The sequence below is a fragment of the Dactylosporangium sp. NPDC049140 genome (genome assembly GCF_040648435.1).
The window spans coordinates 107,338-128,368 of sequence record NZ_JBEZDS010000019.1; the positions used below are offsets into that span (position 1 = coordinate 107,338).

At 72.1% G+C, this 21,031-nt stretch carries 24 protein-coding genes; 10 read left to right on the forward strand and 14 right to left on the reverse strand.

Annotated elements, in window-relative coordinates; all coding sequences use genetic code 11:
* Positions 1–477: a hypothetical protein gene (locus AB0B76_RS28420; RefSeq protein ID WP_360381251.1), complete on the forward strand. Its 477-nt coding sequence runs from the start codon at positions 1–3 to the stop codon at positions 475–477.
* On the opposite strand, the gene AB0B76_RS28425 is transcribed toward AB0B76_RS28420, so the two are convergent.
* Together AB0B76_RS28425 and AB0B76_RS28430 are read right to left on the reverse strand one after the other, a co-directional pair.
* On the reverse strand, positions 452–1,480 hold the full coding sequence (locus AB0B76_RS28425; RefSeq protein ID WP_360381388.1) for an SIS domain-containing protein: 1,029 nt from the start codon (positions 1,478–1,480) through the stop codon (positions 452–454). The two genes, AB0B76_RS28420 and AB0B76_RS28425, sit on opposite strands and share 26 nt — an antisense overlap.
* A 124-nt stretch (positions 1,481–1,604) precedes the next feature.
* Entirely contained in the window at positions 1,605–3,134 is a 1,530-nt protein-coding gene (locus tag AB0B76_RS28430; RefSeq protein ID WP_360381390.1) for an MDR family MFS transporter, read from the reverse strand.
* A 97-nt stretch (positions 3,135–3,231) separates the two neighbouring features.
* On the opposite strand from AB0B76_RS28430, the gene AB0B76_RS28435 reads away from it, so the two are divergent.
* Complete coding sequence (locus AB0B76_RS28435) at positions 3,232–3,924, forward strand: helix-turn-helix domain-containing protein (protein WP_360381253.1); 693 nt, start codon at positions 3,232–3,234, stop codon at positions 3,922–3,924.
* A gap of 184 nt (positions 3,925–4,108) precedes the next feature.
* Here AB0B76_RS28435 and AB0B76_RS28440 read toward each other — a convergent pair whose 3' ends face one another.
* The 7 genes from AB0B76_RS28440 to AB0B76_RS28470 form a co-directional block, all read right to left on the reverse strand.
* The gene (locus AB0B76_RS28440) at positions 4,109–4,594 is read right to left on the reverse strand and encodes a GNAT family N-acetyltransferase (RefSeq protein WP_360381391.1); all 486 of its coding nucleotides are present in this window, start codon (positions 4,592–4,594) and stop codon (positions 4,109–4,111) included.
* Between the two features lie 347 nt (positions 4,595–4,941).
* Positions 4,942–5,157, reverse strand: coding sequence for a biotin/lipoyl-binding carrier protein (locus AB0B76_RS28445; protein WP_360381392.1), 216 nt, complete (start codon positions 5,155–5,157; stop codon positions 4,942–4,944).
* Between the two features lie 268 nt (positions 5,158–5,425).
* Positions 5,426–5,710 carry a mycothiol system anti-sigma-R factor gene (rsrA, locus tag AB0B76_RS28450; RefSeq protein ID WP_360381255.1) on the reverse strand — a complete coding sequence of 95 codons (285 nt, stop codon included), beginning with the start codon at positions 5,708–5,710 and terminating at the stop codon, positions 5,426–5,428.
* Positions 5,711–5,716: 6 nt separating this feature from the next.
* Positions 5,717–6,517, reverse strand: a complete 801-nt coding sequence (locus AB0B76_RS28455) for a sigma-70 family RNA polymerase sigma factor (protein WP_360381258.1) — start codon at positions 6,515–6,517, stop codon at positions 5,717–5,719.
* Between the two features lie 201 nt (positions 6,518–6,718).
* Entirely contained in the window at positions 6,719–7,276 is a 558-nt protein-coding gene (locus AB0B76_RS28460) for an alpha/beta family hydrolase (RefSeq protein WP_360381260.1), read from the reverse strand.
* A gap of 86 nt (positions 7,277–7,362) precedes the next feature.
* A complete protein-coding gene (locus AB0B76_RS28465; RefSeq protein ID WP_360381263.1) occupies positions 7,363–7,809 on the reverse strand; it encodes a WhiB family transcriptional regulator in 447 nt (148 codons plus the stop codon).
* A gap of 168 nt (positions 7,810–7,977) precedes the next feature.
* On the reverse strand, positions 7,978–8,700 hold the full coding sequence (locus AB0B76_RS28470; protein ID WP_360381266.1) for an SOS response-associated peptidase: 723 nt from the start codon (positions 8,698–8,700) through the stop codon (positions 7,978–7,980).
* 89 nt (positions 8,701–8,789) lie between these two features.
* Between AB0B76_RS28470 and aroA the strand changes: the two genes are divergently transcribed.
* Both aroA and rsgA read left to right on the forward strand, forming a co-directional pair.
* Entirely contained in the window at positions 8,790–10,088 is a 1,299-nt protein-coding gene (gene aroA, locus AB0B76_RS28475; protein ID WP_360381269.1) for a 3-phosphoshikimate 1-carboxyvinyltransferase, read from the forward strand.
* A 7-nt stretch (positions 10,089–10,095) separates the two neighbouring features.
* Positions 10,096–11,094, forward strand: coding sequence for a ribosome small subunit-dependent GTPase A (gene rsgA / locus AB0B76_RS28480; protein ID WP_360381394.1), 999 nt, complete (start codon positions 10,096–10,098; stop codon positions 11,092–11,094).
* On the opposite strand, the gene AB0B76_RS28485 is transcribed toward rsgA, so the two are convergent.
* Positions 11,071–11,607 (reverse strand): DUF2087 domain-containing protein, encoded by a 537-nt coding sequence (locus tag AB0B76_RS28485; protein WP_360381272.1) that lies wholly within the window; start codon positions 11,605–11,607, stop codon positions 11,071–11,073. The genes rsgA and AB0B76_RS28485 overlap by 24 nt on opposite strands.
* A 52-nt stretch (positions 11,608–11,659) precedes the next feature.
* Between AB0B76_RS28485 and hisN the strand changes: the two genes are divergently transcribed.
* The 3 genes from hisN (at position 11,660) to AB0B76_RS28500 (ending at position 14,230) form a co-directional block, all read left to right on the forward strand.
* The gene (gene hisN, locus AB0B76_RS28490; RefSeq protein WP_360381274.1) at positions 11,660–12,478 is read left to right on the forward strand and encodes a histidinol-phosphatase; all 819 of its coding nucleotides are present in this window, start codon (positions 11,660–11,662) and stop codon (positions 12,476–12,478) included.
* Positions 12,479–12,560: 82 nt separating this feature from the next.
* On the forward strand, positions 12,561–13,433 hold the full coding sequence (locus AB0B76_RS28495) for a hypothetical protein (RefSeq protein WP_360381395.1): 873 nt from the start codon (positions 12,561–12,563) through the stop codon (positions 13,431–13,433).
* Between the two features lie 347 nt (positions 13,434–13,780).
* Positions 13,781–14,230 carry a hypothetical protein gene (locus AB0B76_RS28500; protein ID WP_360381277.1) on the forward strand — a complete coding sequence of 150 codons (450 nt, stop codon included), beginning with the start codon at positions 13,781–13,783 and terminating at the stop codon, positions 14,228–14,230.
* A 3-nt stretch (positions 14,231–14,233) separates the two neighbouring features.
* Here AB0B76_RS28500 and AB0B76_RS28505 read toward each other — a convergent pair whose 3' ends face one another.
* Positions 14,234–15,022 (reverse strand): hypothetical protein, encoded by a 789-nt coding sequence (locus AB0B76_RS28505; protein WP_360381280.1) that lies wholly within the window; start codon positions 15,020–15,022, stop codon positions 14,234–14,236.
* Between the two features lie 66 nt (positions 15,023–15,088).
* Here AB0B76_RS28505 and AB0B76_RS28510 point away from each other — a divergent pair, with 66 nt between their 5' ends.
* On the forward strand, positions 15,089–16,249 hold the full coding sequence (locus AB0B76_RS28510; RefSeq protein ID WP_360381283.1) for a thiolase family protein: 1,161 nt from the start codon (positions 15,089–15,091) through the stop codon (positions 16,247–16,249).
* Between the two features lie 20 nt (positions 16,250–16,269).
* Positions 16,270–16,968: a 3-oxoacyl-ACP reductase FabG gene (fabG, locus tag AB0B76_RS28515; RefSeq protein WP_360381285.1), complete on the forward strand. Its 699-nt coding sequence runs from the start codon at positions 16,270–16,272 to the stop codon at positions 16,966–16,968.
* Here the strand turns inward: fabG and AB0B76_RS28520 are convergent, their stop codons facing one another.
* Genes AB0B76_RS28520 through AB0B76_RS28530 form a run of 3 tightly spaced genes read right to left on the reverse strand, consistent with a single transcriptional unit; the run spans position 16,969 to position 20,695 of the window.
* Positions 16,969–19,467: an Hsp70 family protein gene (locus AB0B76_RS28520; RefSeq protein ID WP_360381288.1), complete on the reverse strand. Its 2,499-nt coding sequence runs from the start codon at positions 19,465–19,467 to the stop codon at positions 16,969–16,971.
* A 22-nt stretch (positions 19,468–19,489) separates the two neighbouring features.
* Positions 19,490–20,110, reverse strand: a complete 621-nt coding sequence (locus AB0B76_RS28525; RefSeq protein ID WP_360381291.1) for a DNA starvation/stationary phase protection protein — start codon at positions 20,108–20,110, stop codon at positions 19,490–19,492.
* Positions 20,111–20,137: 27 nt separating this feature from the next.
* Complete coding sequence (locus AB0B76_RS28530) at positions 20,138–20,695, reverse strand: TetR/AcrR family transcriptional regulator (protein ID WP_360381294.1); 558 nt, start codon at positions 20,693–20,695, stop codon at positions 20,138–20,140.
* A 116-nt stretch (positions 20,696–20,811) separates the two neighbouring features.
* Here AB0B76_RS28530 and AB0B76_RS28535 point away from each other — a divergent pair, with 116 nt between their 5' ends.
* Positions 20,812–20,964 carry a hypothetical protein gene (locus tag AB0B76_RS28535; RefSeq protein WP_360381296.1) on the forward strand — a complete coding sequence of 51 codons (153 nt, stop codon included), beginning with the start codon at positions 20,812–20,814 and terminating at the stop codon, positions 20,962–20,964.
* Positions 20,965–21,031: the final 67 nt, after the last annotated feature.

The following is a 21,031-nucleotide window of genomic DNA, read 5'->3' on the forward strand; positions in this document are numbered from 1 at the left end:
GTGCGGCGTTCGGTACTTCCCCTGCTGTTGGTGCTCTCGACCGGCTTCTCCCTGGGCGGATGCGGCTGGCTCGGCCGCCACGACGAGACGTCCAAGCCCGACGGGTTCCTGCTGCACGGGTACGTCAGCGTGGCCGGTGCCGCCGCGGGCGCGACCGGCAGCGCGTGCCTCGCGCCCTCGTCGGTGCCGGACGTGTACCAGGGCGCAACGGTCCGGATCGCCGACGTCGAGGGGCACCCGATCGCCGCGGCCGAGCTGTCGGGCGGGGTGCTGGCGCCCGACGGGAGCGGCTTCGACTGCAACTTCGCGTTCGAGGTGCGCAACGTGGCGGGGAGCCGGGCGACGTACCAGATCTCGGTGGGCGGCCGCCCGGCCACCTCGTTCCCGACCAAGGAACTCGCGGAGGGTCGCCCCGCGATCATCCCGGTCACCGCCGTGTCGGCGTCGGCCGCTACAGCGTCGTCGTCACCTTCTTGAGGCCGCGCGGGGCGTCGGGGTTCTCGCCGCGCAGCAGCGCGAGGGAGAGCGCGAGGCGCTGCAGCGGCAGGATGTCCAGCAGCGGGGCGTAGCGCTCGTCCACGTCCGGGGTGCGCACCCAGCCCGAGGCGCCCTCGACCGCGGCCGGCCCGAAGACGACCGTGTCGGCGCGGCGCTCGCCGAGGCGGGCGACCACGTCGCGCATCGACTGCCCCGCGGGGCCGTTGCCGACGACCGCGAGCACCGGCACGTCCGGGTCGGCCATGGCGAGGGGGCCGTGCAGCAGGTCGGCCCCGGAGAACGCGAGGCCGGCCAGGTAGCAGGTCTCCATGAGCTTGAGCGCGGTCTCCCGGGCGGTCGGGTAGGCGTACCCCCGGCCCGTCGTGACCAGGCGGCCGGCGAAGCGGTACCGCGCGGCGAGGTCGACGACGCTGTCGTCGGCCAGCACCTCCCGGGCGTACCCCGGAATCCGGGCGAGCTCGGCACGCTCCTCGGCGGGCAGGGCGCCGCCGCCGCGGACGCTCTCCACGAGCATGAGCAGAGCGAGGAGCTCCGCGGTGTACGTCTTCGTGGCCGCCACCGCCACCTCGTGCCCGGCGGCGACGTCGATGTGCAGCTCGGCCGCGTTCGCCAGCGGCGACTCGGCGTTGTTGGTCACGGCCAGGGTGTGCGCGCCCTGCTCGCGCGCGACGCGCAGCACCTCGTGCAGGTCGGGCGAGCCGCCGCTCTGGCTGACCCCGACGACGAGCGTGTCGCGCAGGTCCGGGCGGGCGCCGTACACGGTCACCGCCGACGGGCTGGCCAGCCCGGCCGGGATGCCGAGGCGGATCTCGGTCAGGTAGGCGGCGTAGAGGGCCGCGTGGTCGGAGGTGCCGCGCGCGGTGAACACGACGCTGCGCGGCTTCCACTCCGCGATCTTCGTGGCGACCTCGGCGATCTGGCCGGCGCGCTCGTCGAGCAGGCGAGCGAACACCTCCGGCTGTTCGGCGATGTCGGCCTTCATCCCGGCGCCGGTCATGGTCGATTCCTCCAAATGAGTGATCGATGCGCGTTCCTGCTCATAGTCTGGCAGTTTCGCGCACCGATCGCTAGTTCACGCCGCTATTTTGCGCACCTCCTGCGCGAAACTACCCTTCCTGCGCAATGAGCGTGCGCTCGGCCTCCTCGGCGGGCCCGCCGCGCAGGGCGACCTCACGGATGAAGAACGCGATCACCGGCACGAGTACCGCGGCAACCGTCGCCCACAGGAAGACGCCCGAGGTCGCGCCGGCGATCGAGTCGATGACCGCGGTCCGCACGGGCGCCGGCAACTGGGCCAGGGTGTCGGGGTCGATCCGCGCGCCCCCGCCGCCGCTGGACAGCCGGCTCGCCGCCGCGGTGCCGAGCCGCTCGCCGAGCATCGAGTGCAGCCGGTGGTTGAAGATCGCCCCGAAGACGGCCACGCCGAACGCGCCGCCGATCGACCGGGCGAACGTGGCGGTACTGCTGGCCACGCCCAGGTCCTTGACCTCGACGCTGTTCTGCGCGATGAGCATCGTGGTCTGCATCAGGCAGCCCAGGGCCAGGCCCAGCACCGCCATGAACAGGCCCGACGTGAGCTTCGACGTGTGCGCGTCGAGCTGGGACAGCAGCAGCATGGCCGCGATCATCAGGACCCCGCCGATGATCGGGAAGATGCGGTACCGCCCCGTCCTCGTGATCGCCCGCCCGACCACCAGCGAGGTCACCAGCAGGCCGCCCATCATCGGCAGCAGGAGCAGCCCCGAGTTCGTGGCCGAGGCGCCCTGCACGATCTGCTGGTACAGCGGCAGGAACGTGATCGCCCCGAACATCGCGAACCCGACGAGGAACCCGAGCACCGCGACGAGCGTGAAGTTGCGGTTGGCGAACACCGCCAGCGGCACGATCGGTTCCGGATGCCGCCGCTCGACGAGCACGAAGGCGGCGAGCCCGAGCACGGCGACCACGCCGAGCCCGCGGATCTCGGCCGAGCCCCACGCGTACTGCGAGCCGCCCCACGTCGTGATGAGCACGAGCGCGGTCACGCCGATCGACAGCAGCAGCGCGCCGAGCCAGTCGATGCGGTGCTCGGTGCGCCGCTTCGGCAGGCGCAGCGTCAGCGCGAGCAGGATCAGCGCGGCCCCGCCCAGCGGCAGGTTGACGAAGAACGCCCAGCGCCAGTTCGCGTGGTCGGTGATGAAGCCGCCGACGAGCGGCCCGGCGACCATCGCGACCGCCATGACGGCGGCGAACTGCCCCTGGTACTTGCCGCGGTCGCGGGGCGGCACCAGGTCGCCCAGCACCGCCATCGCCCCGACCATCAGGCCGCCCGCGCCGAGGCCCTGGAACGCGCGGAAGCCGATGAGCTCGGGCATGCTCTGCGCGAAGCCGCACAGCGCCGAGCCGAGCAGGAACAGCACGATCGAGGTCATGAAGACGTTCTTGCGGCCGTAGAGGTCGCCGAGCTTGCCCCAGAGCGGGGTCGAGACCGTCGTGCCGAGCACGTACGCCGTGACCACCCAGGACAGATGGTCGACCCCGCCGAGGTCGCCGACGATGCGCGGCATCGCGGTGCCCACGATCACGTTGTCGAGCATGGCCAGCAACATGGCCATGAGCAGGCCGGGCAGGACGACCTTCACCGTTTTGTCCGCCATCTTCATCGCCTCTACTTACTTGTCGACCGGCTAGTGAACTTACTAGCCGTACGGTAAGCTGAGTACTAGCCGGGCGTCAAGTAGGATGGGTTCCACGATGGAGACGCAGTCAGAGGCCACGCAGTCGGAGGCCGCCGCCGCGCGGGTCGTGCGCGGGCGCAACCGCATCCGGACGGGCGAGTCGGGCGGGCCGGACGCGCGCGCCGAGATTCAGCGGGTCGCCCTGGACCTGTTCATCGAGGAGGGGTACGACAAGACATCGCTGCGCGAGATCGCCGAGAAGCTGGGCGTCACCAAGGCGGCGCTGTACTACCACTTCCCGACGAAGGACGACATCGTGTCGAGCCTGATCGAGCAGCGGATCGCGGCGGTGGACGCCCTGCTGGACTGGGCCGAGTCGGAGCCGCGCGACACGGCGCTGCGGCTGCGGTTCATCGAGCGCTACTCGGTCCTGCACGACGAGTTCGCGCACGAGAACGTGATCCGCTTCTTCGAGCGCAACCAGACGCTGGTCAACACCCTGCCGGCGGGCAAGCGCATGCGCGAGCAGATGCTGCGCGTGTTCGCCCTGCTGTGCGACCCGGAGGAGTCCCTGGCGCAGCAGCTACGCCGGGCGATGGCCCTGTTCTCGATCCACGCGAGCTGGTTCCTGCTGCGCGAGCGACCGGGCACCCCGGAGGAACGCCGAGCGGCGGCCTTGGAGGTGGCGTCGGAGCTGATGTCGTCGGCGGACGAACACGGCATTTCACCCAAACCCGACGAACCGCCGACGGATCACTCAGACGACTGATTCCCGCGCAATTGCGGCTTTTCGCTCCCAGGCTTGCTGGCGCTCCGCGTGATCCACATGATCCACGTGATCCGCGCCATTCCCTCGCAGCCATGCCGGAAGCTCAGCCGCCACCTCGGGTCCGGCGATCACTCTTTACATCGCCGGACATATCCCCCGACGGTCGATAAAGGCGAAATATACCCTATTTATCGGAGTTCGCCAGCTCCAGCCGCAGGCCAAGCAGGTTGACCTTGGGCACCGGCGACCAGTCCAACGAGGGTTCCCGCACAAACCCGAACCGCTCGTACAGCGCAAACGCCCCCGAATTGTCATCCCGCACGCAAATCACAACAGCGCGACACCCAAACCCGGCGGCCCGCTCGAGGCAGGCCTGCACCAGCGCCCGGGCGACCCCACGCCGCTGAGCGGCGGGATCGACGGCGAGCGTACGGAACTCAGCCTCCCCGGCCCGCGAAACCTCCGCGTACTTCCCGCCGGCGAGCGTGAACGTCACCGCCCCGAGCAGCACCCCGTCAACCTCGGCGACGAGCGTGTCGGCCGCCTCGGCCCGGCTGGCAACGTCGGCGAGCACCGCCGCGTACTCGGGGGCCGCCTCCAACTGCCCGTCCGCCCGATAGGCCTCGACCGTCAGCCGCGACACGTCCGCGTAGTCGCTCACCGCGATCATGCGGACCCGCACACCATCCACCGGGGCACCAACCGCCCGGACACCATCCAGCCGGGCATCGACGCCGCCCGCGCCCGCCCCGCCGGCATCATCCAGCCGGACAACATCCACCCGGACAGAAGCCGTCCGGGCATCATCCGTGGCCGGCGCCGCGGTCCGGCCTTGCACCGGCACGCGGCCGGCCGTGCGGTCCGAACCCGTCGAAGTCACCACCGTCGCGGCAGACCCCAAAGACGGCGCCCCCGAAGACAAGGCCCCCGAAGACGCGACCCCCGGAGACGCGACCCCCGGTGACGGGAAGCCCGAAGACGGGATCGCCGCGGAATCGGCCGGCGGCGGGAGCGAACTCACCCGATCACGGCGATCAGGTCGCCCTCCTGCACCACGTCGCCCTCGTGCACGGCGATCTGGCTCACCGTGCCGTCCGACTCGGCCATCACCGGGATCTCCATCTTCATGGACTCCAGGATCACCACGGTGTCGCCCTCGGCCACCTCGGCGCCCACCTCCGTCGTGATCTTCCAGACGTTGGCGACCATCTCGGCACGGATCTCGTCGGACATCCCGGTCTCCCTCGAGGGCACGGCTGCATCGTGTGCGCTCGCAGCATATCGGGGCCACCACCCGCCGCGGAGCCCTACCGCGACGGGGGTACGCAACCCAAAGACCAAGAGGACGCGCAACCCAAAGACCAAGAGAGGACCAGCGCGCGCCCCCGGGGGGAAAAGAGACTCGGGCGGTGCGGGCCGATCAAACCTAAGCCTACACAAGCCATCCAAATCTGACGATCAAGGTTCTACGCGATGGCAACGACAAGGCACACAGCGTGAACTAGTCCGTCCGCAGTTCTCGCGAGTCGGCGTTCACCACGAACTCCGAGAGCTTCGCGCGCAGCCGGGCCTTCAGCTCGGCCGGCGCCAGCTCCGAGCCGCAGCAGCGCGCGACAAGGGCCTTGACCTCCTGCTCGATGCCGAACTCGCGCAGGCACGGCGAGCACTCGTCCAAGTGCTCGCGAATCATGCCGCGCCGGTCGTCGGTGCACTCCAGGTCGAGGTAGAGGTACACCTCGGCGAGCACGTCACTGCAGTCGGTCTCGTGCGGGTCTCCACAGCTCATCGGATCTCAGACCTCGCTCGGCTCAGCGGACGGGGTGCGGGTGAACCCACGGTCGGCAGCATAAGTCTCGAGTTGCTTGCGCAGGTTGCGCCGGCCTCGGTGCAGGCGGGACATCACGGTGCCGATCGGCGTGTTCATGATGTCGGCGATCTCCTTGTAGGAGAAGCCCTCGACGTCGGCGAGGTAGACCGCGAGGCGGAACTCCTCGGGCAGCGACTGCAGGGCCTCCTTCACGTCGGAGTCGGGCAGCCGGTCCAGGGCCTCGGTCTCGGCCGAGCGCAGGCCGCTGGACGTGTGCGACTCCGCCTCGGCGAGCTGCCAGTCGGTGATCTCCTCCGTGGGCGCCTGGACGGGCTGGCGCTGCCGGCGACGGTAGGAGTTGATGTATGTGTTGGTGAGGATGCGGTACAGCCACGCCTTGAGGTTCGTGCCCGACTCGAACTGGTGGAATGCCGCGTAGGCCTTCAGGAAGGTCTCCTGCACCAGGTCCTCGGCGTCGGACGGGTTGCGCGTCATCCGCAGCGCGGCGGCGTACAGCTGGTCGATGAAGGGCAGCGCGTCGTGCTCGAACCGGACCCGCTGCTGCTCCGCGCTCTCGCTGCTGACCACTCGTGCGACCCCCACCCTCGACCGTCCGGTCGAGGATACGCCGAGTTGCTGGACGAATTCTGTGTTTGTGGCGCCCGTCAACCGCTCCCGGGTGATCGGCTGCCACGCCGGATCCGGCTCGGCATCGGATGCCGCCGGCCACGCCGGGCTGAACAGCAGCTCGCGGATCCGCAGGTCATCACGCTCAAGTGTTGCCACGCTCTGGTTCCCTCCGCTGGCGGCGCCGTCGGCAGCGTCGCACGGCTGGTGTAACACCGGAGCCGGCGTGGTCATTCCACCGCGAAGGGGACCTGCCTCACCTGCCCCGGCGGCCGGTCGCGCTTGGGACCGGACCGGCCGCCGGGAGCAGGAAGGGCCTGGGAGTTGTGGCACTGTGACCGGCGCAACCGGCCACGTTCCCTACAACGAGGCGGCCCCGTCGCCGGTGACGAAGCCGGCGGCGGCCGCCGCGAGGGCCGCGGGATTCTTGGACAGCGCGTGCGTCTCCCCGGGCAGAACCTGCACCTGTACCCCGGGGGAAGCCGCCGGCACCCCGAAGGCGTCCCGGTCGCCGTTGAGCACCAGCGTGGGCACCCCGGTCAGGAGCTCGTCCGCCCGCGACTTGTCGGGCTTGCCCGGCGGGTGCAGCGGGAACGCCAGCGCCAGGATGCGGGCGGCGCCGGCCTCGCGCGCGGTGCGGCAGGCGACCCGCGCGCCGCTGGAGCGGCCGCCGACGACGAGCGCCGAGAACTCGAGGTTCTTGCGCAGCCGGGCGACGACGGCGAGCCAGGCGGCGTCGAGCTGGGCGGCGGGTGCGGGCGCACGCCGACCGGCGACGCGGTAGGGCTGCGTCACCAGCGCCACGGCCACCCCGCGGGCGAGGGCCTCGGCGCGCACGGCCACCAGGTCGGGCGCGTCGACGTCGCCGCCCGCCCCGTGGCCGAGCACGAGCAGCGTCCCGCCGTAGTTCTCGGGCACGTCGAGGCGATACCGCGCCGGCCCGTGCGGTGTGGCGACCGACCGTCCGCCGCCCGGACGTGACCGGGCGGCGGACGGGGACGGCTTTATTGCGGAGCGCCCACCCCGACCGGGTCCGGCTTCTCCTGGCTCCGAGCCGATCGCTGCAGGGGCAGGATCGGCAGGTACGCCACTGCGCCGAGTCTTGGGTCGCTCTGGCCGGGAACCCCCGGCCCCTGCCCCTCGTTGCGCCATGCGACGAGCATCGCACGCCGCTCGCGGGGTGTTGTGGCTCCCCAGACGCCGTGGCAGTCGCCGACGTCGAGCGCCCACGCTAGGCAGGCCCCCTGGACGTCGCACGTGCGGCACAGGGCCACCGCGGCATCGGCCGGCTCGGTCGGAGCCGGGAAGAACGTTTCTGGATCGACGGCCTGGCATGCGCCGCGGATCCGCCAGGCCCCGTCGCCTTGCTGCTCCTTGACGGCTCTGAGCAGTCGCGGGTCTCGCCGCGCGGCTGCGACTTCATGAGGGCGTGGCATCCTCGCCCGGGTCATACACCCACCTCCCCCGTGGGTCAAACGAATGCAAGGTGGATGAACGTCGGGATGCCCCCATCCGACATAGACCCACCGGCGCTGTGTTCTATCGCACTAACGATGGCAAATTCAAGAGTTAGTTGGCCGATCCGCAAAAACGGTCTGATTTTTATCTGGACTTACAGCCTAAAAAAGGGTCAGATCGATCGGATCCACATCCCCGGAACGCAGCGGAGGGGCCGGAACTTTCGCTACCAAGTCAGGTCCGTCGTTGCGTACGTCACCCACGCGAGCCCCTACAGGGCGTAGTTCCAGGCGTGCGACGTGCGACGATGGCGTCGGCAACAGGAGGCTCGCATCCGCTTCCGCGGAAAGCCAGTCGCCCCATCGCTCGGCCGGCAGCAGCAACGGCATGCGGTCGTGGATGAGCGTCAGGTCATCCACGGCCGGCGTGGTGATGATGCTGCACGTGAGGAGCCGGTCGTCGCCTTTGCCCCACACGGTCCACAGCCCCGCGAATACGCACGGCTCGGCGTCGCCGAGCGTCATGAAGTACGGCTGCTTGGATTTTCCGTCGTCACTGCGGACCCACTCGTACCAGCCGTCGGCGGGCACCAGGCACCGGCGGCGCGTGAACGACTGCGCGAAGGCGCTGGAGGACTCGACGGTCTCGGCGCGCGCGTTGATCATCCGCGCGCCGACCTTCGGGTCCTTGGCCCACGACGGCACGAGCCCCCAGCGGGCCGTGGACAGGACCTTTCCGCCCGCGGACTGCGAGATCCGCACGACCGGCACCGGATCGGTGGGGGCCACGTTGTAGTCGGGCTCCAGGCCGTCGGTGTCGTCGGCCGCCTCGAAGAGCGTGCTGAGGTCGACGTTGCTGCGCGAGGTCGCATACCTGCCACACATGCCGTCACCGTATCCGCGGGGTGTGACAAAAAACCCCGCCGCTTCCGCGGATGGTCGCTACATATCGAAACTGATTGCACACTGAGCGCGTGGAAACGCACTTACCGTGGCCGGCTCCGACCGCCTCGGGCCCGCTGAACGCGGCGCTGCGGCTGCCGGGTTCGAAGTCGATGACCGCGCGGGCGCTCGTCCTCGGGGCCGTCTCGCACGGCGCGAGCACGCTGCGGGCCCCGCTGCGGGCCCGCGACACCGAGCTGATGGCGGCCGGCCTGCGCGCGATGGGCTGCCACGTGTCGACCGCCGACGACAACCTGTGGCTGCTGCGCTCGCGGCCGCTGGAGGGCCCGGCCCGGGTCGATGTCGGGCTGGCCGGCACCGTGCTGCGCTTCCTGCCGCCGGTCGCGGGCCTGGCCACCGGCGCGGTGTCGTTCGACGGCCAGCCCGCGGCCCGGCGCCGCCCGATGGCCCCGCTGATCGGCGCGCTGCGGACGCTTGGCGCGCGCATCGACACCGCCAACGGGCTGCCGTTCACCGTGCACGGCCACGGGCGGATCGCGGGCGGCCCGGTGACCATGGATGCCTCGGCGTCCAGCCAGCTCGTCTCCGGGCTGCTGCTGTCGGCGGCCGGCTACGACCGCGGGATGGTGCTGCGCCACGTCGGCGCCCCGGTCCCCCACCCGCACGTGGCCCTGACGGTGCACATGCTGCGCTCGGCCGGCGCCGGCGTCGACGACACCCGCCCGGACGTGTGGGCGGTCGAGCCCGGCCGGCTCAAGGGACGGGCCTGGGACATCGAGCCCGACCTCGCCAGCGCCGCCCCGTTCCTGGCCGCGGCCCTGGTCGCCGGCGGGACGGTCACCGTGCAGGGCTGGCCGGCCGCGACCAACCAGCCGACCCGGCGCCTGCTCGACGTGCTGCGGCAGATGGGCGGCGAGGCGGCCCTGACCGCGCGGGGGCTGGTGGTGCGGGGCTCCGGGGCGGTACACGGGGTCAGCGCCGACCTCTCCGGCCTGGCCGACGTGTCGGCGGTACTGGCGGCGGTGGCCGCGCTCGCCGACTCGCCGTCGCACCTGCGCGGCCAGGAGCCCCCGGACCGCCTCGCCCAGGTGGCCTCGGCGCTGGCCGGCCTGGGCACCGACGTCACCCAGGAGGCCGACGGCCTGCGCATCCGGCCGCGGCCCCTGCGGGGCGGCACGCTGCGCACGCACGGCGACCGGCGCCTCGCCCACGCCGGCGCGGTGCTCGGGCTCGCCGTCGCCGGACTGCGCCTCGACGACGTGGCATGCACCGCGAAGACGCTGCCGGAGTTTCCCCGGCTATGGTCAAGCATGGTGTCGAGCTACGAGGGAGGCCCGGCTGACGCGGAAGCGCGAGTACGACGAGGATGACGTGCGGGTGCGCCCCAGCCGGTCCTCGCGACCGCGCACGCGCACACGCCCCAAGCACAACGACGCCGTCGAGGGCTTCGTGGTCGCCGTCGACCGCGGGCGGTACACCTGTGACATCGCCGGCACCGGCGCGACCGTGACCGCCATGCGCGCCCGGGAGCTCGGGCGGCGCGGCGTGGTCGTCGGCGACCACGTGCAGATCGTCGGCGACGTGACCGGGCGCCCGGACACGCTGGCCCGCATCGTGCGCATCGACGAGCGCAGTTCGATGCTCATGCGCACGGCCGACGACGAGGAGGGCGGCACCGAGGGCCGCTTCGAGCGCGTGGTGGTGGCCAACGCGGAGCAGCTGGTCATCGTCAACTCGCTGCACGACCCGCCGCCGCGGACCGGGTTCATCGACCGGTGCCTGGTCGCGGCCTACGACGCCGACATCGACCCGCTGCTGTGCCTGACCAAGGGCGACCTCGCCGGGCCGGAGGCCGTGCTGGACTACTACGCCGAGCTGGACCTGCCCTATGTGCTGTGCTTCCCCGACCGCCCGCTGGACGACCTCGTCGCCGAGCTCACCGGGCGGGTGTCGGTGATGATCGGGCACTCCGGCGTCGGCAAGTCCACGCTCGTCAACCGGCTGGTGCCGGGCACCGACCGGGCGGTGGGCGTGGTCAGCGCGGTCGGCAAGGGCCGGCACACGTCGACCAGCGCCCTGGCCCTGCGCATGCCGGGCGATCCCGCCGGCAACCCCGGCTGGATCATCGACACGCCGGGCATCCGCTCGTTCGGCCTGGCCCACGTCTCCGCCGACAGCCTCCTGCACGGCTTCCCCGACCTGGTGGAGGCCTCGACGCGCTGCGCGCCGAACTGCGACCACACCGGCGCCGGGGGCGACTGCGGCCTGGACAAGATCGTGGCCGAGGGCACGGCCGACGCGCGCCGCCTGGCCTCGTTCCGCCGGCTGCTGGCCTCCAAGGAGGGCACGCCCTCAGACGACGACGGGGCCGCCTGAGCGCCAGTACACGTTGCTGTCCCGGGACAGCAGCCCGCCGTCCACGAGGTACCGGCGCAGGGCGGCGTGGTCGTCGTGCCAGGCGCGCAGGATCGCGTCGACCTCGCGCTCGGGGTAGCGCACCCCGGGCTCGAAGGACGAGACGATGTGCTCGAGCACGACCATGCGCTTGCCCTGCGCGGCGGGGATCTGGGTCAGCCGGCCGTCGTTGATGAAGGTGCGCAGCACGAGGTCGCGCTGCCGGTCGGGGTCGAGCCGCGGCTGGGGACCGGCGGGCACCGCGGCCGTACGGACGGCGTCCTTGAACGTCTCCGCCGACGCGGCGAGCTCGCCGCCGGCGACGCCGAGCAGCCCGCCCTGCTGGAGACGGCGGATCGCGGGCTCGACGACGCGGGCGGGCAGCCCGGTGGCCGACTCGACGGCGCTGGGCGTGCGCGCGCCGAGCACGACGGCCGCGAAGACCCGCAGGCGGTCGGACTCGGCGAGCAGGCCGCACAGGGCAGTGGGAGTCACAAACGGCGACAGTACTGCCAGAAGGTGGCGATCGTCGGCTAAGTTTCCGCCCATGGCTCGCTACGCGGACGATCTGGCCCTCGCTCATATGCTCGCCGACACCGCGGACGCGATCGCCGTGCCCCGCTTCCGCGCCCAGGATCTGCACGTGACCGAGAAGCCGGACCTGACACCGGTGACGGACGCGGACACCGCGGTGGAAAGGGCGCTGCGGGCCACCCTCGGCCGGGCGCGCCCGCGCGACGGGGTGCTCGGCGAGGAGTTCGGCGCGACCGAGGCCGCCGCGGGCCCCGGCAGCCGCCAGTGGGTCATCGACCCGATCGACGGCACCAAGAACTTCGTGCGCGGGGTACCGATCTGGGCCACGCTCATCGCGCTCATGGAGGGCGACCATCCGGTCGTCGGCCTCGTGTCGGCGCCGGCACTCGGGCGGCGCTGGTGGGGTGCGCTCGGCCACGGGGCGTACGCCGGGCGCCACACCGCCGCCGCCACGCCGATCCGGGTGTCGGGGGTGTCACGGCTCGCCGACGCGTCGTTCTGCTATTCGTCGCTCGGCGGCTGGGAGGAGGCCGGGCGGCTGGGCGCCATCCTCGACATCAGCCGCCGCACGTGGCGGCAGCGGGCGTACGGGGACTTCTACGGGTACATGCTGCTGGCCGAGGGCGCCGTGGACATCATGGTGGAGCCGGAGCTCTCGCTGTGGGACCTGGCCGCCCTGATGCCGATCGTGACCGAGGCCGGCGGCACCTTCACCGACCTGCAGGGCAACCCGAGCCCGGGCGGCGGGAGCGCGGTGGCGACGAACGGCCCGCTGCACGAGGACGTACTCACCCGTTTGGGCACGACCCGGCTGTCCGGTTTGTCAGGATAACACCAAAGGTCCGTATGCTCAGCACCCGCGCGGGGTCTATCCTGCCCGGGTGGCATCTTGGAGTTGGCTGTTCCTCGGCGCGATGATCGCCGCCTATGGCGTCGCCAACCTGCTGCAGTCCGTCGCCGCCGCGCGCACCGACCTGCACCAGGGCTTCCAGCCGATGCTCCTGCTGCGCCTGGGCCGCCACAAGTCCTACCTGGTCGGCGTCGCCTGCCAGTGCGCCGGCTTCGCGCTGGCCTTCTTCGCCCGCCGCGACCTGCCGCTGTTCCTGGTGCAGTCGGCCATGGCCGCCGGTCTCGGCGTCACCACCATCCTCGGCGTGCTCATCCTCAAGTGGAAGTTGCCGCGCACCGAGATCGCGCTGTTGCTGGCCCTGACGGTGGGCATCGCCGCGCTCGTGCTCGCGGCCAAGCCGTCCCCGTCCCGCCAGCTCGGCACCGGCGGCGTGATCGGCCTGATCGTGGTGCTCGTCGTGCTGGCGGTGCTGGGCTTCTTCGCGGGGCGCCTGCACGGCGCGCCCGGCTCGGTGGTGCTGGGCTCCCTGTCGGGCGTGGCGTTCGGCGCCGCCGCGGTGGCCTCCCGCCCCCTGGCCTCGGCCGACTCGTTCGCCCAGTTCGTGACCGACCCCCTGTCGTACCTGCTGATCGCCCATTCGCTCGTCGGCCAGCTGCTGCTGGGCCTGGCCATGCAGCGCGGCTCGACGACGGCCGCGGTGGCCGCCATGGACGCCGCGGGCGCCGTGCCGGCCGCGCTGGTCGGCCTGTTCTTCCTCGGCGACGGCGTGTGGCCGCACCGCGAGTGGCTGGTGGCCGTGGGCATCATCGTGACCCTGGCCGGCGTGATCGGCCTGAGCTTCTACGCCGAGCCGCAGCACCACCACGAGACGGCCGAGGAGTCGGAGCCGTCCCCGCCGGGCCTGGCCTTCAGCGCCTCCCGCCGCCCCGCCCGCTGACAGACGCCCCACGAAATGTCGGACGCTCCGCGCCGCGACATTTCGGATTTATACCCTGGCAGGGTAAAAGCCGGAAAAGCGGGATTGCTCGGGCCCGCGTCACCTGCGGACCGCCGCTCCCGCCAGACACCGGTCAGGCCTGGCGGCCTTCCCTTCGGCGTCCGTAGCGCCAAGAGCGAATACCGCATGTAGTTTATTGAACACAAAACGTCATCCGAACGGCCGGTACCGTCCGGCAACTCGGAGGACTCAGCCCGCACCCGGGTTCTCGTTCAGACGCCCTCCACCTGACCGATCTGGGCTTTCGCAAGAGCCCGATCGTGAGCAGGAAGGAGGCGGACCCAGTGGTGAAGAGCAGGATCAGCGCCTGGTTCGCGATCTGGATGGCGCTGCTCACCGTGGCGTTCTACCTCTGGCCCGAAGAGCACATGGTCTGGTGGGGCGCCATCGGCCCGTCCAGCGTGGCCGGGGTCGTCGCGGGCGATCGTGGTGCACAAGCCGAGCCGCCGCTGGCCGTGACCCCTGCTCGCCGCCGCGCTGGCCTGCTTCGGCGCCGGCGCCGAGGAGGAGCTCCTGACGGGCTCTTCGCACGGCCCGCGGCGTACACCTGGCAGGCAACCTCGGCCACGATGCACACCCTGCCGGGCGGCGCGTTCGTCATCGCCGAGGCGGACGGCGCGGAGCACGGCCCGGACGGGGCGGTGGAGCAGTTCGCGTACCGCATCACGGGCCTGCTCTCGCGCCGCAACTCGGGCGCCTGGCTGTGGCGGGCCGTGCAGGGCTCAGAACCGACGTAACCCTCACCGCCGAACCAGGTCCTCACAGCTCAACTCATGAGGCAGCAGGACCCGGAACGACACCGCCCACCGCCGGCCCCCCGACAGCCACGGCGTACGCGCATCCGCAGACCGCCCCGCCGCCAGCACAGGCCCCGCCTCCGTAACCAGACACGGCACGCCCAGGCCCCCCACAAGACCCCCCGGCAACGAAGCCCCGGGAAAGTCGACCGCCGGCACCTCGCCCTGGCGCTCCACCCACTCCCGCCCCACCGCCGCGACCAGCCGAGGCTCGTAGGCAACCGAGGCGCCCAACGGCAGTTCGCGCAGGTACCGCACAAGATCTGACAACCGCCGGCGCGCCTGCCGCTGCGACATGCTCAGCCCGTCGTCCACCCCCAGAGCCGGCGCGTCCGACGTGAGCAGCCCGCCCTCGGCGCGGACCGTGATCATGGTCGCGCCCGCGTCCATGACCTGCGGGGTGCCCAGGTCCGCGCCGTTGCCGACGCCGGCCTCCAGGGCCCGTTTTGCCAGCTTCCGCACGTTCTCCGGGGTGGTGCGGCGCACCTCCAGGTTCGGCACGGCCGGGGCCGGGTAGCGGTGGGACGCGGCGCCCGGGGTGATGACGCGCCCGTCGCCGTACACGCTGATCTCCGGCACGGCGGTCACCAGCGTCTCGACCGGGACCAGGCCGCCGGACGTGCGTACCTGCAGCACCAGCTCGTCCGGCGCGTACGACGCGGGCGGCTCGCCGGCCACCTCCGCGCCGCAGCCGGCCAGGAGCACGACGATCGCGAGAACGAGACGCTTCATGGGGCGTTGGACGCGGTCCCCGGGCAGACGGTTCCCGGGCCGACTAACAGTGTTAGTTTTAGGGGCATGCGAACCGTGTACTTTGCCGCCGCCCGGCGTACGCCGATCGGGAGGCTGCGTGGGGCGCTGTCCCACGTGCGGCCCGACGACCTCGCCGCGGCCGTGGTCAGGGAGCTGGTGTCGGGCATCGACCCGGCGCGCGTCGACGAGGTCTACTGGGGCGCGGCCAACCAGGCCGGCGAGGACAACCGGAACGTGGCGCGGATGGCGGTACTGCTGGCGGGCCTGCCGGACAGCGTGCCGGGCGCGACCGTCAACCGGCTCTGCGCCTCGGGGATGGAGGCGGTCACGATCGCGGCCCGCACCATCGCCGCGGGCGAGGCCGACGTCGTCGTGGCCGGCGGGTCGGAGTCGATGAGCCGCGCGCCGTTCGTGCTGCCGCGGCCCGAGGACGCCCTGCCGCACACGATGTCCATCGCCGACACGCGGCTCGGCTGGCGACTGGTCAACCCGCGCATGCAGGAGCTGCACGGGCTGCTGAGCATGGGCGAGACGGCCGAGGAGGTCGCCGCGCGGTACGGCATCGGCCGCGAGCGCCAGGACGCGTTCGCGCTGCGCAGCCACCAGCGGGCCGCGGAGGCGACGAAGAACGGCCACTTCGCCGCCGAGCTGCTGCCGGTCGAGGGGGTCGGGGCCGACGAGGGCATCCGCGCCGACACCAGCCTGGAGAAGCTGGCCAAGCTCAAGCCGGTGTTCCGCGCCGGCGGCACGGTGACCGCGGGCAACTCGTCGCCGCTCAACGACGGCGCGGCCGGGCTGCTGCTGGTCAGCGAGGACTTCCTGAAGGAGTCCGGCCTCGAACCGCTGGGCCGGTACGTGGCCGGCGCCTCCGCCGGCGTGCACCCGGACGTGATGGGCGTCGGACCGGTGCCGGCGACCCGCAAGGCGCTCGCCCGGGCCGGCTGGAGCATCGGCGACGTGGCCCAGGCCGAGCTCAACGAGGCCTTCGCGGCCCAGGTGCTCGCGTGCGCCGGCGAGCTCGGGCTCGACCCGGAGATGATCAATCCGGACGGTGGGGCGATCGCGATCGGGCACCCGCTGGGCTGCTCGGGCGCGCGGATTCTCACGACGCTGCTGCACCGGCTGCGGCGCACCGGCGACTCCCGCGGGCTGGCGACGATGTGCGTGGGTGTCGGGCAGGGCTCCGCGGTCCTTGTAGAAAGATGATCTTGGAGAAAGGGTCGGCAATGCGATTCGAGGGCAGGACGGCGGTCGTCACCGGCGGCGCGCAGGGCATCGGGGCGGCCACCGCGGCACTGCTGCGCGAGCAGGGCGCCGAGGTGGTGGTGCTCGATCTCAAGGGCGGCGACGGCGTCGTGGCGTGCGACGTCACCGACCGGTCGCAGGTCGACGAGGTGTTCGCCGGCATCGGGCGCATCGACATCCTGGTCAACAACGCCGGGATCACGCGGGACAACCTGCTGTTCAAGATGCCGTTCGACGAGTGGCAGGCGGTGCTCAACACCAACCTGACCAGCATGTTCCTGTGCTGTCAGGCGGCCCAGAAGGTGATGGTGCCGGCGCGGTACGGCCGGATCGTCAACCTCAGCAGCCGCTCGGCGCTGGGCAACCGCGGCCAGGTCAACTACGCCGCGGCAAAGGCGGGCGTGCAGGGGCTCACCGCGACGCTGGCGATCGAGCTGGGGCCGTACGACATCACCGTGAACGCGGTCGCGCCCGGCTACATCGCCACCCCGATGACCGCGGCCACCGCCGAGCGGGTCGGCAGCACCGCTGAGGAGCACCAGGCGATGGTGGCCGAGCGCACGCCGCTGCGCCGGGTCGGGCAGCCGGAGGAGGTCGCCGCCGTCATCGCGTTCCTGGCCAGCGACGAGGCCTCCTACGTCTCCGGCCAGACCCTCTACGTCAACGGCGGCGCCCGCTAGCTACTTCAATACGAGGTCGACCTCGGCGACGTCGCCGGCCTGGCGGTCCTTGTGGTCGCCGAGGTCGACCAGGCGCAGCTTGTACGTGCCCGACAGATCCTTCTTGACCTGGAACGCGAGGTCGGTGCCGACCGCCTTCTGCCCGCCCGACAGCGCCTCGTTCGGCGCCGTGTCCGGGCCGAGTTCGGTGTTGTCCGGCGCGCCGAGGCGGAAGTGCTCCTGGCCGACGTACTCGCTGGACTTGCCGGTGTACTGGATGTCGACCTTGCACATCACCACGCGGTAGCCCTTCTTCGCCTGCCCGTTGTAGTCGTAGAAGCCGCCGCGCAGGTCGCACGAGGTGAACGTGGCGGTCACGTCGTGTACGGTCACCGTCTTGTCCTTGACCAGGTTGACCGGCTCGTACGCGTTCACGTCCCCGGTGGCCAGCGAGATCTTCGGCTGCTCCCGGTCGGCCTCGCCGAAGATGAGCTCGCCGGTGGCGATGCTGACCTTCAGCGGGTCGTAGATGGCGAAGTCGAGGTTGTAGTTGCTCTTCTGCCCGCCCGCGACGGTGGTGTTCTCGCGGAAGCTGCTGGTGTACTGCTGCCCGCCGACGTTGAACACCGTGGGCAGGTACGGCCGGTCGTTGTCCGAGCCCAGGTTCTCGACCACGACCTCGGCCGACAGCTTCGGCTGGTTCTCGTCCTTGGCGTCGTAGACGACCTTGTTCACGGTCACCTTGAACTGGCTGTACCAGATCGTCTTGTTCACGGCGACGGTCTGCTGGGCCGCGCCGGGCCTGGCGTTGCCGGTCGGGGCCGCCCCGCCGTCGGCCCCGTTGCCCCCGTTGCCCGCGTTGGCGCCGTTGCCGCGGCTCCCGGCGCCGGCGGTCCGGTCGGTGTCGGGCTTGTTGTTGCCGACTGCGTTCCAGGCGACCGCGCCGCCGACGCCGAGCAGCAGCACGGCGCCCACGACGATGAGGACGAGCAGTCCGGTCTTGCTCCCCCCGCCCGGGCGCGGCGGCGCGACGGACCCGAACGGCGGCGCGACCGGGGGCGGCGCCCCGAACACGGCGGTCCGGTTCGGCGGGCCACCCATCGGCGGAGCACCCATCGGCAGGCCGCCCATCGGCAGGCCGCCCATCGGCAGGCCGCCCATCGGTGGCCCGCTCATCGGCGGTCCACCCATCGGCGGGCCGCTCGTCGGCGGCGACTGCGGGGTGGCCGCCGACTGGAAGGCGGCGGGCGAGACCGGCCCCGGCACCGGGGCCGAGGTCGGCACGGTGGACATTCCGGGGCCCGAGACGGGAATCGGCGCCGGGCCGGAGACCGGGGCGTTCGGCGGCGGTACCGGCATCGGCATCGGCATCGGGGCGCCCATCATCGGCGGGCGCGGGCCGGGCGGCGGCGCGCCCTGCGGGAACGCGGCCGGGCGCGTGGGCATCGCGGCGAGCACGCTGCCGAGGGCCACCACGAGCTCGGGCTGCTCGATCAGCGTCGGGGCCACGCCGAGCCGCTGGTGCAGCAGGGTGCTGACCATCGGGATGCGGCTGGAGCCGCCGACGAGGAACAGACCGCCGATCTGGTCGGTGCGCACGCCGGCCCGCTGCAGGGTGCTCGCGGTGAGGTCGACGGTGCGCTGCAGGTACGAGCGGGACAGCTGCTCGAACTCCGAGCGCGTGATGTGGATGTCGGTCTCGAACACCGGCAGGTGCACGCTCGCCGTCGAGGAGCGCGAGAGCTGCTCCTTGGCCGAGCGCACGTCCTCGCGCAGCAGGTGGTGGCGGCGCCGGCCGGCGTCGTCGGCGGGCTCCACCAGCTGCCGCCAGCGCTCCGGGTCGCTCGCGGTGAGCGACTGGCCCAGGTGGCCGATGATCGCGGCGTCGAGGTCGACCCCGCCGACGTCGGGCAGGCCGTCGCTGGCCAGCACGTCCCAGCCGCCGTCGGGGCGGCGCCGCAGGATCGTGGTGTCGAAGGTGCCGCCGCCGAAGTCGTACACCACCAGCACCCCGCCGGGCACGATGTTGCGCCCGAGGATGCTGGTGAAGTACGCGGCGGCCGCGATCGGCTCCGGCACCAGGATCGGCGACGGCATGCCGGCCCGGGCCGCCGCGTCGGCCAGCACCGAGCGGCGGTGGGTCGCCCAGTTCGCCGGATAGGTCAGCACGGTGCGCACCGGCATGATCCCCAGGACCCGCGACGCCTCGTCGGCGGTGCGCCGCAGCAGCGCGGCGAGCAGGTCGGAGACGGCGTACTCGCGCTGGCCCAGCAGCACCGTGCCGTCGTCGACGCGCCGCTTGGGGTTGGGCTCGAAGCGGGACGGGTCGAGCCGGGCACTGCGCTCGGCGTCCCTGCCGACGAGCAGGTGCCCGTCGACCTCGGCGTACACCGACGACGGCAGCAGGAAGCTGGCGTCGAACAGCAGCGGCTGGCTTCGACCGTCGGCGGCGGTCAGCGCGGCGACCGTGTGGGTGGTGCCCAGGTCGACGCCCAGCTGCGACTCGATATGCCTCGTCACGCCGACACGGTAACGCCTCCCATCAACGCCGCCCGTTGGCGGCTGCCCTCGCCTCCTCCTCGGTCCGCACGAGCGGGGTGTCGACGAGGTGCTCGGCCAGGAACCAGGCCTCCAGCTCGTTGGTGCGGATGATGTCGGAGACGAGCAGGTCGTTGGTGCCGTCGTCGCCCTGCTCCATGACCCGGGCCGCGGCGTCGTGGGTGTCCTGCAGGATCATCTCGTGCGCCTCCAGGAGCCGGGAGAGCATCGCCGGGACCTCCTCGGCACCGTCCGGCGGCCGCGGTACCCGGGTCAGCTCGGCCACGTGCCGCGGATCCCCGACCGCGATGCCGCCCAGCGTCTGCACCCGCTCGGCCAGGGTGTCGATGAGCTCGATCTGCTCCCCGGCGTGCTTGTCCAGCAACAGGTGGAGCTGGTAGAAGGTCGGGCCGCGCATGAGCCAGTGGTGCTTCTTGTAGAGCGCGTAGAGGATCTGGGTGTCGGCGAGCACCTGGTTGAGCCGTTCGCACGAGTACATCCGGGCGTCGTAGGACAGCGCGACCGGGAACTGGCGCAGCTGGCCGAAGTGCTGGATCTCATTGCCCTGCTGGTGCAGCCAGGGCTGGCTGGCGGCCTGGCTGCTTTTCTTCTTGGTGGCTGGCATGACGCGCCTGTGCCCGTTCGCCGCCGCTCAACCCTCACCCGGAGCGGTGACTCCGTCGCGGATGAGCCCGACGAGCCGCCGGGCGTGGGCGGCATCGGCCGCGGTGACGGCCGCGCCCGCGGCGACGGTGAGCAGGTCGAGCGCCGTGACGCCGGGGCGCAGCCGGGGCGCGGCGAGCTCGAACAGGCCGGCCGCGGCCGCGTTCACCGACGCGTGCCACTCGTCGAACAAGGTGGTCCGGCGCCCGGTCGGCCCCTCGGTCGCGGCCAGGGCGAGCGGGCGTTTGGTCGCGACGTGCTCGACGAACTCGTCGAGCCAGGCGAACAGGGCGGCGAGCGGGTCCCCGGCCCCGCGCAGCTGCTCGCCCCGCCGGCACAGGGCCGCGACCTCGTCGGCGTAGACGGCCACGAGCAGGTCGCCGCGGGTCGGGAAGTGGCGGTACAGCGTCGCATTGCCGACACCGGCCCGCCGGGCGACCTCGTCCAGCGCCACGTCGTTGCCGGCCTCGGCGACGAGCGCGCGGGCGGCGGCGAGGAGGCGGGCCGCGTTGCGGGACGCGTCGGCGCGCCGGCTAATCGGGGACATCCCCGCTTATGCTACGCGAGCGTGTAAACGGGGAGATCCCCACTCAGCCGGAGGAGTACTCATGGCCCGGGCCGCGGCCGAGGCGCCGGGCGACGCGATCCCGGTCGCCCAACATCGTGCTCACCGAGGCCGCCGACGGATCGGTGCGGGCGCTGTCCAAGGGCCTCGGCGTGCGGCGGGACGGCACGGTGGGCAGCGTGACGTACGAGGACACCTTGGCGCAGGTGGACGCCGGCTGGCGGATTACGCACAGAGTGGTCCGCCGGTGATCGCGATCGGCCCGCGTGGGGGGATGATGAAAGGGTGACGCGGTAAGCTGTCCAGCCTGCCGCCATA